This window comes from Candidatus Sodalis sp. SoCistrobi, from assembly GCF_900143145.1.
In the GTDB taxonomy this organism is placed as follows: domain Bacteria; phylum Pseudomonadota; class Gammaproteobacteria; order Enterobacterales; family Enterobacteriaceae; genus SoCistrobi.
In genome coordinates this window covers 1-14916 of record NZ_FRDB01000054.1, presented here as the reverse complement: position 1 = coordinate 14916, position 14916 = coordinate 1, and the positions used below count along the sequence as shown (strand labels likewise).

6 protein-coding genes and 4 pseudogenes are annotated in these 14916 nt (G+C 58.6%); 1 reads left to right on the top strand and 9 read right to left on the bottom strand.

The features are described from left to right. Positions 1-459: 459 nt before the first annotated feature. The 3 genes from CINSTRO3249_RS05640 to glpE form a co-directional block, all read right to left on the bottom strand. Positions 460-1218 carry a DeoR/GlpR family transcriptional regulator gene (locus tag CINSTRO3249_RS05640; RefSeq protein WP_074012534.1) on the bottom strand — a complete coding sequence of 253 codons (759 nt, stop codon included), beginning with the start codon at positions 1216-1218 and terminating at the stop codon, positions 460-462. A 24-nt stretch (positions 1219-1242) separates the two neighbouring features. Continuing rightward, complete coding sequence (gene glpG / locus CINSTRO3249_RS05635; RefSeq protein ID WP_074012533.1) at positions 1243-2091, bottom strand: rhomboid family intramembrane serine protease GlpG; 849 nt, start codon at positions 2089-2091, stop codon at positions 1243-1245. 313 nt (positions 2092-2404) lie between these two features. Beyond that, positions 2405-2728 carry a thiosulfate sulfurtransferase GlpE gene (gene glpE, locus CINSTRO3249_RS05630; protein WP_074012532.1) on the bottom strand — a complete coding sequence of 108 codons (324 nt, stop codon included), beginning with the start codon at positions 2726-2728 and terminating at the stop codon, positions 2405-2407. Positions 2729-3033: 305 nt separating this feature from the next. Between glpE and glpD the strand changes: the two are divergent. Then, a pseudogene (gene glpD, locus CINSTRO3249_RS05625) lies at positions 3034-4544 on the top strand (glycerol-3-phosphate dehydrogenase). A gap of 259 nt (positions 4545-4803) precedes the next feature. On the opposite strand, the gene glgP reads toward glpD, so the two are convergent. The 6 genes and pseudogenes from glgP to CINSTRO3249_RS16445 form a co-directional block, all read right to left on the bottom strand. After that, complete coding sequence (glgP, locus tag CINSTRO3249_RS05620; RefSeq protein WP_074012531.1) at positions 4804-7251, bottom strand: glycogen phosphorylase; 2448 nt, start codon at positions 7249-7251, stop codon at positions 4804-4806. 22 nt (positions 7252-7273) lie between these two features. Continuing rightward, entirely contained in the window at positions 7274-8704 is a 1431-nt protein-coding gene (glgA, locus tag CINSTRO3249_RS05615; protein WP_074012530.1) for a glycogen synthase GlgA, read from the bottom strand. A 52-nt stretch (positions 8705-8756) separates the two neighbouring features. Next, positions 8757-10050 (bottom strand): annotated as a pseudogene (glgC, locus tag CINSTRO3249_RS05610) (glucose-1-phosphate adenylyltransferase). Positions 10051-10062: 12 nt separating this feature from the next. After that, the gene (glgX, locus tag CINSTRO3249_RS05605) at positions 10063-12042 is read right to left on the bottom strand and encodes a glycogen debranching protein GlgX (protein WP_074012529.1); all 1980 of its coding nucleotides are present in this window, start codon (positions 12040-12042) and stop codon (positions 10063-10065) included. Beyond that, positions 12039-14228: pseudogene (gene glgB, locus CINSTRO3249_RS05600) on the bottom strand (1,4-alpha-glucan branching protein GlgB). The gene glgX and the pseudogene glgB overlap by 4 nt, the downstream one beginning before the upstream one ends. A 578-nt stretch (positions 14229-14806) precedes the next feature. Beyond that, a pseudogene (locus CINSTRO3249_RS16445) lies at positions 14807-14916 on the bottom strand (IS110 family transposase); the annotation flags it as partial.

Sequence of the window (14916 nt, the reverse complement as noted above, 5' to 3'; positions counted from 1 at the left end):
TCATATGCTGTTTAACCAGCGTCTGATATCGGCGGGTAAGGCGAGAGTCAATCCCGCCAACAGATAGGTTGAAATCATTCTGCAAAGTAATAACAGGTATCACGATAAATGTGTAGATACCTATGCCCCCTGAGCCCGCCATCGTCACGGCTACCCCGGCGACGCATTACCCGCCATCGCCGCGCAGGTCGCCGAGCCTGACACGACTGTGCCAGGATAACACCGGCACGCCTGCCACTACCGGAAATCCCACTGTCCCCGGGACACGCGGGGGGACAGCGCCGTGCGGGTCCTCCTCAGACCAAACACGACTACCCCGGCAGCGCCCCTGGGGGCGCCGTCACTATCGTTTGCGAAAGGTAGCGTAAGAGTCCGGCTAATGCCGTGATGATCAAAGAATAGTCAACGCCGTTAAAAAAGGGAGCGCCGGCAAGGATTTTTATGCCATCGCTTTCGCGCTCAGCACAGCTCCAGTTTGACGTCGGAATGTTCGATAAGCGTCATCACGCCCGGGGGAGGCAGTTGGTCGGTAAACAGATAATCCACCAGGTCCATTTTGCCGAGGTTCACCATAGCGCTGCGGCCGAATTTGGAGTGGTCGGTCACCAGCATCACGCAGCGGGAATTATCAATAATCGCCCGTTTGGTGCGCACTTCATGGTAATCGAACTCCAGCAGCGAGCCGTCCAAATCGATACCGCTAATGCCGAGAATGCCATAATCGAGCCGGAATTGAGAGATAAAATCGAGGGTGGCCTCGCCGATAATGCCGCCGTCGCGGGTACGCACTTCGCCCCCGGCCAAAATCAGGCGGAAATCCTCCTTGGCGGTAAGCAGCGTCGCCACGTTGAGATTATTGGTCACCACCCGCAGATTTTTATGGCCCAACAGCGCATGCGCCACCGCCTCCGGCGTGGTACCAATATCGATAAACAGCGTGGCCCCGTCGGGGATTTGGCTGGCGACGCGCGCCGCAATACGCGCCTTTTCCGCCGACCACATCACCTTGCGGTCGTGATAGGCGGCGTTAACCGAGCTCGACGGCAGCGCCGCGCCGCCGTGATGGCGCTGGATCTTGTTCTGCTCGGCCAGGTCGTTGAGATCGCGCCGTATGGTCTGCGGACTGACGGCAAAGTGATCCACCAGTTCCTCGGTACTGACGTAGCCCTGCTGGCGAACCAGATTGATGATGGCATCATGCCGCTGCGTTTGCTTCACGTTGATTCCTCTGCTGCCGGCCGATCAGCGATGACCGCCGTGACTCTGACTCCGCCGCGTTTGCCAAAATGCCATCAACAGGCCCGTGACCAGACCCGCCACGTGCGCGGCATTGGCAATGGCGATACCCAAGATATTGAAATAGCCGGCAATCAGCCATAACAGGGCGAAAACAATGACCCCACGCGGCATAAACAGCGGCCCGCCGGGATTTTTCTCGCCGTGCCACCAGACATAGCCCATCAGCGCATACACTACGCCGGACAGGCCGCCGAAAAAGCTGCCGCTAAAATGCGACTGCACCACGCCACTGACGACAGCCGAGAGCACGAACAAAATAGCCAATGACCCCCTGCCACGATAGCGCTCCGTCAGGCCGGCCAGATACCACCACCACACCACATTGAACAGCAAGTGCAGTAGCGAGAAATGCAAAAAGGCATGGCTGACCCAGCGCCAAATCTGAACGTATTGGCCCGGACCGGCGGGATACGCCAGCGCGGCCATTACCCGATCGTCGCCGAGCAGGGCCATCAGGATAAACACCAGCACGCACAACGCCGTTACGCCCAGCGTTAAGGGCCCCGCCTGCTGGCGTAGCGCCGGCAGCCAGGCGCGCAGGCCGGAGCCGGTTTCGCCGCGATAATGTAATGAGCCGGTGCGCCAGCTGGCGGCCTGATAACGGGGATGCTGCGGGTCGAGCAAAAACGCTTCCAGCGCCGTCTCAACCTCTGCCAGTTTCTCATCCTGCGCCAGCCACAACTCGGCAAAACGCCCCTGCGGGCGCAGCTCCATGTCCACCCCCTGGGTTTTCATATAATCAATGAAGGCCAGGGCCAGACGTGCGTTAGACAAGGCGGTAACTCGAATCATGGTTCTCTTGCACTTCCATAATGAAGTAATGGGGACAACATACCGCATACGCAGGCTCAATGCGCGGTCCGACGGGGTTTGCTTATGGCGCTGACGCCGCCAGACGGCCGGGCAATCCTCTGAGGATAAAGGAAAAAGGCCAGCGGGCGAAACCCTGGCTCGGCGGATTGCGCCGCGCCGGGCCGATACCCGCTAATTTTGCGATCTGTGTCTCATCGCGAGACGGCACGCGGGCAAAAAAAAACCGGGCTCGCTCCCCCGCCGGTGGTCACCGGCACGACATCGCCCAACGTGTTGCGGCGCGCGACAACCGTTATAGCGACTCCGTCTCCTGCGGAAAGGCTTTCAGCCAGGCATCAAACCCGCCATCCACGCTGTAGGCGGCCTCCACCCCCTGCGTTAGCAGGTACTGGGCGGCGCCTTTACTACTGTTACCGTGATAGCACAGCACCAGTACCGGACGCGCGGCATCATGTTGCGCCAAAAACGCCGGTAGGGTGTCGTTGGTCAGATGAAACGCGCCGCGGGGGTGGCCTGCGGCGAAGCTTTGCGGATCGCGGATATCCACCAACACCGCCTCCCCCTGCCGCCAGCGTTCTCTGGCCTGCTCCACGCTGATTGTTGCAAATTGATCCATAAACTGACGCCTCGGTTTCACCAAAAGTTAATGCGCCACACGGCGGCGCATGAAGTGTAGCAAGCCATGGGCCGCCGTGCAGCGCTTTTCAGCGGCGGTCGACCGCGGAATACCGGTGCCTGAATCGTGCCATCTCACCCTTGCCAGCCCTCATGCAACGGGCGCCGAGTGGGCAAAAACGTTACCTCCGTCACGCATGACAGGTTTTTTAAACAGAGAACGTAGCGTGGATGTTGGTTAGCGCGTACAATTATGAGCGAAAACGAACATAAAAGAACTGTAACGCGCATTTGGAGGAAGGTAACGTGGAAACCAAAGACTTGATCGTCATCGGCGGCGGGATCAACGGTACCGGCATCGCTGCCGACGCCGCCGGGCGCGGACTGTCCGTATTGCTGCTGGAAGCGCAGGATTTGGCATGTGCCACATCTTCCGCCAGTTCCAAGCTTATTCACGGCGGGCTGCGCTATCTCGAACATTATGAATTTCGTTTGGTGAGCGAAGCGCTGGCCGAGCGGGAAGTCCTGCTGAAAATGGCCCCCCACATCGCCTTCCCGATGCGGTTCCGGTTGCCGCACCGCCCGCACCTGCGGCCGGCGTGGATGATCCGCGTCGGTCTGTTTATGTATGATCATCTCGGCAAGCGCACCAGCCTGCCGGCCAGCCAGAGCGTTCGCTTTGGCGCGGATTCCGTGCTGAAACCCGAGATCGTGCGCGGTTTCGAGTATTCCGATTGCTGGGTCGACGATGCGCGCCTGGTGGTGCTAAACGCCCAAGAAGTGGTGGCACGCGGCGGTGAAGTCAAGACACGTACCCAGGTGACCCGCGCCTGGCGGGAAAACGGACTGTGGCAGGTTGAAGCGCGCGATAGCCTTACCGGCAAGCAGCATCGCTGGCAGGCCAAAGGCCTGGCTAACGCCACCGGCCCCTGGGTGAAACACTTCATCGATGAAAGCCTGCATTTTCCGTCGCAATACGGCATCCGCCTAATCAAAGGCAGCCACATTGTCGTGCCGCGCGTCCATCACCAGCCGCAGGCGTACATCCTGCAAAACGAGGATCACCGCATAGTATTCGTCATTCCGTGGATGGAAACGTTTTCCATCATCGGCACCACCGACGTGGAATATCACGGCGATCCGGGGGAGGTCCGAATCGACGAGAGTGAAATTGACTATCTGCTCAAGGTTTACAACGGCCATTTCAAACGTCCCCTGAGTCGGGAAGATATCGTCTGGACCTATTCCGGCGTTCGCCCCCTGTGCGACGATGAATCGGACTCACCGCAGGCTGTGACGCGCGACTACACGCTGTCGCTGAGCGATGAAAACGGCCAGGCGCCGCTGCTGTCGGTTTTCGGCGGTAAACTCACGACCTACCGCAAGCTGGCCGAACATGCGCTGGAAAAACTGGCACAGTATTATCCCCACGCCAAAGGCGCCTGGACCCGCAACGCGGTGCTGCCGGGCGGCGATTTTGCCGGTACCCGCGACGACTACGCCGCCGTGCTGCGCCGCAAATTCGCCTTTCTGCCGGAAGCGCTGGCGCGGCGCTATAGCCGCACCTACGGTACCCGCAGTGAACAGCTGCTGGCGGGCGCGACCGGCCTTGCCGATCTGGGCGAGGATTTCGGACACGGGCTGTATGAAGCCGAGCTACGTTATTTGATGGCGCAGGAATGGGTGGTCACGCTGGACGACGCTATTTGGCGCCGCACCAAGCTTGGCATGTGGCTGGATGAGGGGCAGCAGGCGCGCGTTAAAGACTGGCTGGCGCAGCACGTCAGTGTCCGGCGCGGCTGTCATTGGCCTCCTGAGCGCAGTGCGGCAGCGTTGATTTCCTGTGAGCGTGACGTCGCGACGCTGCCCTCATCAACGCGACATTCTACGTTCGTCTGCTGTGAGCATAACCAGGCAACGCTGGGTGCCTCAACGCCGCACAGGACGATTATCGGCTAAGGGCGTAACGGGTCAGCGCTGAGCACCTGATTGCCGCACGGCGCTGACCGGGGGTGCCCCAACGCCACGGCGTCCGCTTGTCGCAGCTAACCCCGGCCCGCGGCCATCGCGACGCCGCTACAGGCGGACGGGCGCCACTTTCCAAATCTCCTCGGCATATTCGCGGATCGTCCGATCGGAGGAGAAATACCCCATATTGGCAATATTCAGCGCCGCGCGCCGCGTCCACTCGTCCGGGCGCTGATACAGTCTGTCCACCTCATCTTGGGTATCCACATAGCTGCGGTAATCCGCCAACAACTGATAATGGTCGCCCAAATTGACCAGCGAATCGAACAGATTACTATAACGTCCCGGCTCGCCGGGACTGAATACGCCGGTGGCTATCTGCGACAGTGCCAAATGCAGCTCCGCATCCTGCTCATAATAGCTGCGCGGATTGTAGCCGTCGTTGCGCAGCGCCTCGACCTGTAGAGCGGTATTGCCGAAAATAAACATATTCTCTTCGCCCATGTGCTGGCGCATTTCAATATTCGCGCCGTCGAGGGTGCCGATAGTCAGCGCACCGTTAAGGGCAAACTTCATATTGCTGGTCCCTGACGCCTCGGTCCCCGCCAGGGAGATTTGCTCGGAGAGATCCGCCGCCGGAATAATAAGCTGCGCCAGGCTGACGCTATAGTTCGGCACGAAAATGACCTTGAGCCGGTTTTTCATCAGCGGATCGCGATTGATAACCGCCGCCACATCATTAATAAGGCGGATGATATGTTTAGCCATGTAATAGGCCGACGCGGCTTTGCCGGCGAATATATTCACCCGTGGCACCCAATCGCCTTCAGGGTTTTCGCGGATACGGTTATAACGAGTGATGATATGCAGCACGTTAAGCAGCTGGCGTTTGTATTCGTGGATGCGTTTGATTTGCACGTCGAACAGCGCCGCCGGATTGACGACCTCGTCCAACTGATTGGCCAGATAGGCCGCCAGCTGTTTTTTATTGCTTAATTTAGCCTGCTGCAGTTGCACGATAAACGCCGGAAAATCGATATGCCCTTTTAATTCCTCCAACTGCCCGAGGTCGGTGCGCCAGGTCTGACCAATGGTGGCATCCAGCACCGCCGACAGCGGCGGATTGGCCAGCGCCAGCCAGCGCCTTGGGGTAACGCCGTTGGTTTTATTGCAAAAACGATCGGGAAACAGGCGGGCGAAATCGGCAAATAACGACTGCACCATCAGCTCCGAATGCAGTTCGGAAACGCCGTTGACCTTATGGCTGGCGATCACCGCCAGCCAGGCCATACGCACCATACGGCCGTTATGTTCATCGATGATAGACACGCGCGACAGCAACTCGCTGTCGCCCGGTACCTGCGTCTGAACCTGATTCAGAAAGTGATCGTTAATGTCGAAGATGATTTGCAAATGGCGCGGCAGGATCTTGCCCAGCATATCCACCGGCCAGGTTTCCAGCGCCTCGCTCATCAAGGTATGATTGGTATAGGAAAATGCTTGGCAAACCACCGCCCAGGCGCGTGTCCAGTCAAACTTATGCTCGTCGATGAGCAGACGCATCAGTTCAGGGATCGCCAGCACCGGATGCGTGTCGTTCAAATGGATAGCAATCTTATCGCCCAGATTGTCGAAGGTGTTGTGCAGTAACCAATGCCGGTTAAGGATATCCTGCACCGTGGCGGAGACGAGAAAATATTCCTGCCGCAGCCGCAGTTCGCGGCCGGAATAGGTTGAATCGTCGGGATAGAGTACGCGGGAGACGTTTTCGGAATAGTTTTTGTCTTCCACCGCGGCGAAGTAGTCGCCCTGATTGAATTTACCGAGATTAATTTCACTGCTCGCCTGCGCGCTCCAAAGCCGCAGGGTGTTGGTGGCGTCGGTATCAAACCCCGGGATTATCTGGTCATAGGCGCAGGCCAGGACCTCTTCGGTTTCCACCCAGCGTATTTTGGCGCCTTCATGCTGCAGCCTGCCGCCGAAACGGACCTTATATCGGCTGGGGTGGCGGGGGAATTCCCAGGGATTTCCGTACTCCAGCCAATAATCGGGGGATTCGGCCTGCTGCCCGTTGACAATATTTTGCTTGAACATGCCGTATTCATAGCGGATACCGTAGCCGCGTCCCGGCAGCGCCAGCGTCGCCATTGAGTCGAGAAAGCAGGCTGCCAGCCGCCCCAGGCCGCCGTTTCCCAGACCGGGATCGTTCTCCTCGGTCAGCAGGTCATCCAGCTCCAGCCCCATCTCATCAAGCGCGACCCGGGTATCCTCGTAAATTCCCATCGCCAGCAGCGCGTTAGACAGCGTGCGGCCGAGCAAAAATTCCATCGACAGATAATAAACCTGGCGCACGTCCTGCGACAGCTGAGCGCGGTTGGATCGCAGCCAGCACTCCACCATGCGATCCCTTACCGCCAGCAACACGGCATTGAGCCACTCGTGTTTATTCGCCACGGCCGGATCTTTGCCGATAGTAAACATCAACTTATAGGCGATGGAATGTTTAAGCGCCTCAACGCTGAGAGTGGGTGACGCATAGATAAACGGTGAATTCATGCCCGTGTTCCCCTGATTAACCTTAAAGGCGTTGATACAACGACTGATACGCTTTCGCCGCAACGCGCCAGCTGAAATCGAGTCCCATCGCCTGTCGCTGTACATAACGCCACAGCGACGGCCGCGACCACAAGACAAAAGCGCGACGAATGGCGCGCTGCAGGCCCGCGGCGGTGGCATCCTCAAACACAAAACCGCTGGCGACGCCGTCCGACAGGTTTTCCAGCGAGCTATCGGTGACGGTATCCGCCAGCCCGCCGGTACGGCGTACCAGCGGCAGGGTGCCGTATTTCAGGGCATAAAGCTGGGTAAGACCGCAAGGTTCAAAGCGGCTCGGCACCATCAATACGTCTGCGCCGCCGATAATGCGGTGGGAAAACGCCTCATGGTAGCCCAACTGTACACCCACCTGGCTGGGATATTCCGCCGCCGCGGCCAAAAAGCCTTGCTGCAACGTGGCGTCACCGGCGCCGAGCAGGGTAAGCTGCCCCCCTTGCTCAAGCAGGTCCGGCAGGACTTCCAGCACCAGATCCAGCCCTTTCTGGCTGGTCAACCGGCTAACGACGGCGAACAGCGGCACCTTTTCATCCACCGTCAGCCCCATCGCGGTTTGCAGATGGCGCTTGTTGTTCACCTTCGCCTCCAGCACATCGCGGTTATAGCGAGTGGCCAGCATGGCGTCATGGGTCGGGTTCCAAATAGCATCATCGACGCCGTTCAGAATACCGCTCAACCGCCCTTGGGTTTGCAGGGACGTCAATAATCCCTCCATGCCGTAACCGTAGGCCGGCTGCGTGATTTCCCGGGCGTAAGTGGGGCTGACCGTCGTGACATGATCGGCATAAAACAGCCCGGCTTTCATATAGGAAATCTGGCCATAAAACTCGAAACCATAGGTTTGGAAAAAGTCATCCGGCAGCGCCAGTTCGGGTAAATGGCGCGCGGAAAACAGCCCCTGATAGGCCAGATTATGCACGGTAAACACCGATTTCGCCGGTCGTCCCTTCGCCGCCAGATAGGCGCAGGTCAATCCGGCGTGCCAATCGTGGGCGTGCACGATATCCGGTCGCCAGGCGGGATCCAGCCCGGAGGCCATTTCCGCCCCCACCCAGCCCAGGATCGCGAAGCGCAGATAGTTGTCCATGTAGGCAAACTGATCCTGGTCGTGATAAGGGCTGCCGTGACGATCGTAGAGATCAGGAATATCAATCAGATAGATACCAACGCCGTTAAAGCGGCCGTACAGCAGCACGCCGTGGCGGGACAGCGCATCAAATTCTTTTACCACCCGGCTATCGGGAACGCCTTTACGCAAATCCGGAAAGGCAGGTAATAACACCCGCACATCATCGCCCTCGGCGATTTGCGCAGCGGGGAGCGCCCCTACCACATCTGCCAGTCCCCCGGTTTTTAGCAAGGGGAACAATTCAGAACAAACATGTAGAACCTGCATCATCGCTCCTGTTGTGGCTTAGTGCTTTTCTAGTGACCGTTTGGGGTCTTCCCTAACTGAGTTTTGCCAACATATCGCGGGTGACCAGCACAATGCCTTCCTCGGTAAGGTGAAAGCGTTGCCGATCCAATTCCGCATCTTCGCCAATTATCATGTCATCAGGGATCTGGCAGGCGCGGTCGACAATACATCGCCGCAGCCGGCAGGAGCGTCCGACAATCACGTCAGGCAACAGCACCGTCTGTTCCAGCTCGCAGAAGGAGTGGATCCTCACGCGGGGAAACAGCACGCAGAGTTTCAAATGGGTCCCGGACAAAATACAGCCGCCGGCGACCAGTGAATTCAGCGTCACGCCGGAATGGCCGGCGCAATCCTGGGTAAATTTGGCGGGTGGCAGCGGCGGCATCGCCGTGCGGATCGGCCACGCGCTGTCGTAAATATTCAGCTCAGGCGTGACCGAGGCGAGATCCAGATTGGCGCGCCAATAAGCGGCCAACGTCCCGACATCGCGCCAATAGGGCGTGCCCTGTCCGGGTTGCCCCGACGTCACGCACGAGAGCGTAAAGGGGTGGGCGCAGGCGTCGCCGTCGGCGGTTACCCGGGGCAGGATATCTCTGCCGAAATCATGGCTGGATTGGTCATCGTGCCTATCTTGCTCCAACCGCCGGTACAGGTAGTCGGCATCAAAGACATAAATGCCCATGCTTGCCAGCGCTTGGTCCGGCTGGCCCGGCATCGCCGGCGGATCCGCCGGTTTTTCCACGAAATCCACCACCCGATAATCGGCGTCCACCGCCAACACGCCATAATCACGCGCCTCGGCGCGCGGTACCGGCAGGCAGGCGACGGTACAGGGCGCGCCCTTCTCGACGTGATCGATGAGTAGCCGCGAATAGTCCATCTTATAAATATGATCGCCGGCCAAAATCACCAAATATTGCGCGCCATAGCGGCGGATAATATCCAAATTTTGCGATACCGCATCGGCGGTGCCGCGATACCAGTGTTCGGTCGCCAGCCGCTGCTGAGCGGGCAATAGGTCGACAAATTCGTTCATCTCGGCGTTCAGGAACGACCAGCCGCGTTGGATATGCTGGACCAGCGTATGGGATTGGTACTGGGTAATCACCCCAATGCGCCGGATGCCGGAATTCAGGCAATTGGACAAGGCAAAATCGATAACGCGAAACTGACCGCCGAAGTGCACCGCCGGTTTGGCGCGCTCGGCGGTCAGGCCTTTCAACCGCGAGCCGCGAGCCGCGCCCGCCCGCCAGAATCAACGCCACGGATTGGAGCGGCAACTGACGCGCCAGCATTACCGGGTCACTGCTTGCAAACCGCACCATAGCCGACTCCTGTTAATCCTGTTCCAGCACGCATGCCGCCCGGGGACCGAGCGAGAGCAACTCATCAGCCGGCGCTGACATATAGGGCTGAAACGGCGCCGCTAACCGCCACCCTCCTTCAGGTAAGGTGATTTCACAGGGGCTTGTCGTGGCATTGATCACAAAAAGCGTATGCAGTGATAAACGAATCTGCAGCCGCGTTTCCCCTTGCTGCCACTGTTCCGCGCACAACGGGGCGCCGTGCTCATCCAGCCATTCCACCTCCTGCGTCGCCCCCTCGACCCACCAGCGATCGATGCTTAACGCCGGAATAGACTGACGCAGCCGGATAAGCCCGGCGGTGAACGCCGTCAGCGCCTCGTCGGCCTGTGCCCAGTCCAGCCAGGTCGTGGCATTATCCTGACAGTAGGCGTTATTATTGCCCTGCTGGCTGTGGCCGTGCTCATCGCCGGCCAGCAGCATCGGCGTACCCTGGGACAGCAGCAACGTCGTCAGCAGCGAGCGCTGGCTATTCTGGCGGTAAGCCGCTACCTCCTCGCTGGCATCCAGCCCCTCATGACCATGATTAAAGCTAAAGTTTTCACCGGCGCCGTCGCGGTTGTCTTCCCCGTTAGCCTCATTATGTTTGTGATTGAAACTCACCAGATCGCGCAGGGTAAACCCGTCATGGGCGGTCAGCATATTCACCGAGGCCGCCGGGGAACGCTGGCGAAACAGATCGTCCGAGGCGGCGAAGCGGCGGGCGAATTGGCCCAGTCGGATATCCCCATGCAGCCAGAAGCGCCGCATATCGTCGCGAAAGCGATCGTTCCATTCGGCAAAGGGCGCGGGGAACCGCCCGGACTGGTAGCCGTCCGGCCCGATATCCCAGGGTTCGGCAATAAGCTTGCAGCGCCCCAGCAGCGGGTCGGCTTTAATAGCGGCAAACAGCGGCGCGTCGGCGCTAAATGCCGGCGTACGGCCGAGCACGCTGCCAAGATCGAAACGGAAACCATCGACGTGGCATTCCTCAACCCAGAAACGCAGACACGCCATCACCCATTCCCGCACCATCGGCTGGCAAAGGCGCAGCGTATTACCGCAGCCGGTCCAGTTCTGATACTCGCCCGACTCATCAAGCCAGTAGTAGCTGCGGTTGTCGATGGCGCGCAGCGAGACGACCGGCCCCTCCTTGTCCAGTTCGGCGCTGTGGTTGAACACCACATCGAGCAGGACTTCGATGCCGGCGCCGTGCAGCGCCCGCACCATATCGCGAAATTCATCCAGCGCGCTTTGCCCGCCCAGGCCCGCCGCATAGGCCGGCTCCACCGCACAGGGCGCCAACACGTTATAGCCCCAGTAATTAGAAAGGCCCAGGCGTTGCAGCCGCGGCTCATGGGCGTGTTGCTGCACCGGCAGCAATTCAACGGCGGTGATGCCGAGCGCACGCAGGTACGCCAGCATGTGCGGATGGGCCAGCCCGGCATAGGTACCGCGCAGCGCGGCGGGAATGGCGGGGTGCTGTCGGGTGAGACCGCGCACGTGGGCTTCGTAAATCACCGTGTTGCCCCAAGGCACCGCCGGAGGCGTATCGCCGCGCCAGTCGTAATCCAGCGCGACCACCCGGCATTTGGGAACATACGGCGCGCTGTCGACAGGATCAGGGCGACAACCCGCATCCTGCAGCGCCGGATGACAGCCGAGCTCGCCCTCAAGCAGATAGGCGCAAGGGTCGATGACAAGCTTTGCCGGGTTGAAACGGTGGCCTTCGCCGGGGGAAAAGGGGCCTTGAACCCGGAAACCGTAGCGCAGTCCCGCGCCGGCGCCGGCCAAATGCCCGTGCCAGCGATCGCCGGTGCGGCCGGGGAGTTCCCACTGCTGCTCGCGGTCCTGCTCATCATAGACGCAGAGCACCACCCGCGTCGCATGGGCAGAAAACAGGCAGAAATTGACCCCGGCGTCGTCAATATGGGCGCCAAGGCACTCAGGGGACCCCGCCGTCAGCGCCGTCATTCCCCCTCCCGCAGCAAAAAGAGCGTCGCCAGCGGCGGCAGCGTCAGGGACAGAGAATAGCCATGGTAATGCCAAGGGACGGGTTCGCTGTGAATTTCACCCTGATTCCCCTCATTACTGCCATTGTAGTAGCCCGAATCGGTATTCAGCACCTCATGCCAGCGGCCGCCGTTGGGTACGCCGATGCGATAGCCCTGACGCGGTAGCGGGGTAAAATTGCTGACCACCAGCATTTCATTACCGGCGTTATCGCGACGCAGGAAGGCGAATACCGAGTTTTCATGGTCGTCAGACACCAGCCACTGAAAGCCCGAAAAGGTATAATCACACTCGTAAAGCGGTGGATGGCTGCGGTAGCATTGGTTTAAATCACGCACCAGCCGCTGGACGCCAGCATGATAACCGTTTTCATCGTCAAGTAAATGCCAGTCCAGACTGATGTCATGATTCCATTCCCGGCGCTGGGCGAATTCATTGCCCATAAACAACAACTTCTTGCCGGGATGCCCCCACATAAAGCCGTAATAGGCGCGCAGGTTGGCGAACTTTTGCCAATCGTCGCCGGGCATGCGTCGCAGAATCGACCCTTTTCCATGCACGACCTCATCGTGGGACAGCGGCAGCACAAAATTCTCGCTGTAGGCATAGACCATGCTGAAGGTCATTTGATGGTGGTGGTATTTGCGATGCACCGGGTCGAGCTGCATATAGTGCAGGGTGTCGTTCATCCAGCCCATATTTCATTTGTAATGGAACCCCAGCCCGCCGGCGTCCGGCGGACGGGTGACGCCGGAAAAGGAAGTAGACTCTTCCGCCACGGTCACCGCGCCGTCACGCTGAGTGCCGACGGTATGATTGGTGTAGCGCAGAAAAGCGATGGCCTCCAGATTCTCGTTACCGCCATAAAAGTTGGGCACCCATTCCCCGGCGGCGCGGCTGTAATCGCGGTAGATCATCGACGCCACCGCATCCACCCGCAGGCCGTCAAGGCCATAGCGTTCCAGCCAGAACAGCGCATTTCCGGCCAGATAGTTACGCACTTCGTTGCGGTCGTAGTTGTAAATAAGCGTATTCCAGTCCTGATGCCGTCCTTCTTTGGGGTCGGCATATTCATACAAAGCCGTACCGTCGAACTGGGCCAGCCCAAACTCGTCGCTCGGGAAATGGCCCGGCACCCAGTCCAGCAGCACGTTCAGCCCGGCCTGATGGGCGGCATCAATCAGCGCGCGAAAATCTTCCGGCGTGCCGAAACGGCGCGTCGGCGCATAGATGCCGAGAGGCTGATACCCCCAACTCCCGTCGAACGGATGTTCATTAATCGGCAGCAATTCGATATGGGTAAACCCCATGTATTTCACATAACCGACCAATTGCTCTGCCAGCTCAAGATAGCTGAGCCAGTAATTGTTCTCGGCGTGGCGGCGCCAGGAGCCCAGATGCACTTCATAAATGGCGATAGGCTGATTCATCGCGTTGGCCCGGCGACGTGCCGCGTCCGGCGGCGACGCCGGCGGCGGCAACCCCCGCGTCAGCGATGCCGTCTCCGGGCGCATTTGCGCCTCGAAAGCGTAAGGATCGGCCTTAAGCCGCGTCTGGCCATGACAGTCGATAATTTCATATTTATATAATTGGCCTAGCGTGACCGCCGGCAGAAACAATTCCCAAAGACCGTTTTCCCGCCGCTGGCGCATGGGATGGCGGCGACCATCCCAAAAATTAAACTCTCCGACTACCGAAACCCGCTGCGCATTAGGCGCCCAAACGGCGAAGCGCATGCCCGCGACCTCATCCAGCACTTCTGGATGCGCGCCCAACCGTTCCCAGGGACGTAAATGGGTCCCTTCCGCCAGCAGCCAGCTGTCAAGATCCTGCAGCAAAGGACCAAAACGATAGGGATCCTCGATAATATAGGTATGGTCATGCCAGGTGACGGCCAATTGATAATGGAAAGGGTTTTTACGCCGCGGGACCATTCCGCTAAAAAAACCGCGTTGATCATCGCAGGTTAACTCTGTGACCCGGCGTCCATTTTTAGCTTCTATTACCGTTACCGCGCTGGCCTCGGGCAATAAGGCACGTACTACCAATCCCGCAGCGGTTTGATGCATGCCCAATAAAGAAAACGGATCGGCATAATGGCCGGCCACCAGTGCGGTAATAACGTCTTGGTCGGGATATCCTGCCATGGTTTCTTCCTTTGCTTACTCCATGAAATAAAAGGGTATTGCAAAAAGTTAACGGGTTAAGGCCTATCCGCCAGATTGCTTTCGCCCCGTCAACGGCGCGCGCGACGGCACGTTAGCGGTTAACGTACGTAACTAGGGAGCAGAAAAATGCCATACGAGAGACAATTACGATGAGAACGCAATCATGGAACTCTCAATAATAAGCATAGACAAATGTTTACGGCGCGTTCAGGCTTGCTTAACGAAATTTTTTATTAACTATTAAGCCTATGAAAAACTTAACTTCGCTAAGTTAATTTTTTATCAGCCAAAAGAAGCACGTTGGCGATAGGTGCGACATCAGGCGCAATCGGTGACCTGCACCTGTAGGAAATGCGTTAACGGATGAGCGGATTATCGTCACCGCGGCCGCTGGCGGCGACGGCGCCGGGACGGGCCGGCTACGCTCAGGGGGAGGCGTGCAATGGGCCGCCTCATTCCTGTCTCACTGGAGGAAAGAAGGTATCAGCGTACCTGAATCGTTGGCGCTATATGGCGCTTAAAGTGCGACGCATTTTCGTCAGATACCGTCTTGCTCATCATGATGCAAGAGCTATATTTTCATCGAAGGGTATTCCAGATTTTAAGACACCATAAGCTAATTGGAGTAATTTTCGCATTGCCGCGCAGATGCCTACTTTACCTCCTT

Excerpts from the sequence above, each read along its gene's own strand:
- glpG (WP_074012533.1), bottom strand. The coding sequence starts at position 2,091 with ATGATTCGAGTTACCGCCTTGTCTAACGCACGTCTGGCCCTGGCCTTC.
- glpE (WP_074012532.1), bottom strand. The coding sequence starts at position 2,728 with ATGGATCAATTTGCAACAATCAGCGTGGAGCAGGCCAGAGAACGCTGG.
- glgP (WP_074012531.1), bottom strand. The coding sequence starts at position 7,251 with ATGAATTCACCGTTTATCTATGCGTCACCCACTCTCAGCGTTGAGGCG.
- glgA (WP_074012530.1), bottom strand. The coding sequence starts at position 8,704 with ATGCAGGTTCTACATGTTTGTTCTGAATTGTTCCCCTTGCTAAAAACC.
- glgX (WP_074012529.1), bottom strand. The coding sequence starts at position 12,042 with ATGACGGCGCTGACGGCGGGGTCCCCTGAGTGCCTTGGCGCCCATATT.